Origin of the sequence: Paractinoplanes rhizophilus (genome assembly GCF_042664765.1) — a bacterium.
Lineage (GTDB): Bacteria > Actinomycetota > Actinomycetes > Mycobacteriales > Micromonosporaceae > Actinoplanes > Actinoplanes rhizophilus.
The window spans coordinates 1-732 of record NZ_JBHTBJ010000133.1 but is presented as its reverse complement, the minus strand read 5'-3'; the positions used below and the strand labels follow the sequence as shown (position 1 = coordinate 732).

1 protein-coding gene is annotated in these 732 nt (G+C 62.7%); it reads left to right on the top strand.

All coding sequences use genetic code 11. The features are described from left to right. Positions 1 to 2: 2 nt before the first annotated feature. The coding region (locus ACFQS1_RS40565; protein ID WP_378978414.1) for an IS256 family transposase at positions 3 to 732 on the top strand (730 nt) is incomplete at its 3' end.

Sequence of the window (732 nt, the reverse complement as noted above, 5' to 3'; positions counted from 1 at the left end):
CGTTGTCGGCGGAATCGATCGATGCGTTGATCAATGACGCGAAGCGGGCCGGCACGCCGCTGGATGGTGTGGACGGTTTGTTGAATCAGATGACGAAAGCGGTTCTCGAGCGGGCGTTGCAGGCCGAGATGACCGATCATCTCGGCTACGGCTCGGGGGATCCGGCCGGTCGTGGGACCGGCAATTCTCGTAACGGCAGGACGCGCAAGACGGTGTCGACGGTGAACGGGCCGGTCGAGTTGAGTGTGCCGCGGGATCGGAACGGCTCGTTCGAGCCGGCGATCGTGCCGAAACGGGCGCGGCGGATCGGCAATATCGACGAGATGATTCTGTCGCTCTACTCGCGTGGCATGACCACGCGGGATATCGAGGCGCATTTGCTGGAGGTGTATGGGGTTAATGCGTCACGGGAGTTGATCTCGAATGTGACCGATGTGGTGGTCGACGAAATCAAGATGTGGCAGTCGCGGCCGCTGGACGAGGTTTATCCGATTCTGTATATCGACGGTATCCGGATTCGGGTGAAAGACAACGGGGTGGTCACGACCAAGGTCGCCTACCTGGCGATCGGCGTGGACGTCGAGGGCCGCAAGCACGCGCTCGGCTGCTGGATCGCCGACACCGAGGGCGCGAAGTTCTGGCAGAAGGTCCTGACCGATCTGCGTAACCGTGGCGTGCGGGACGTGCTGATCGCCTGCTGTGACGGGCTGACCGGCCTGCCGGACGCGATCG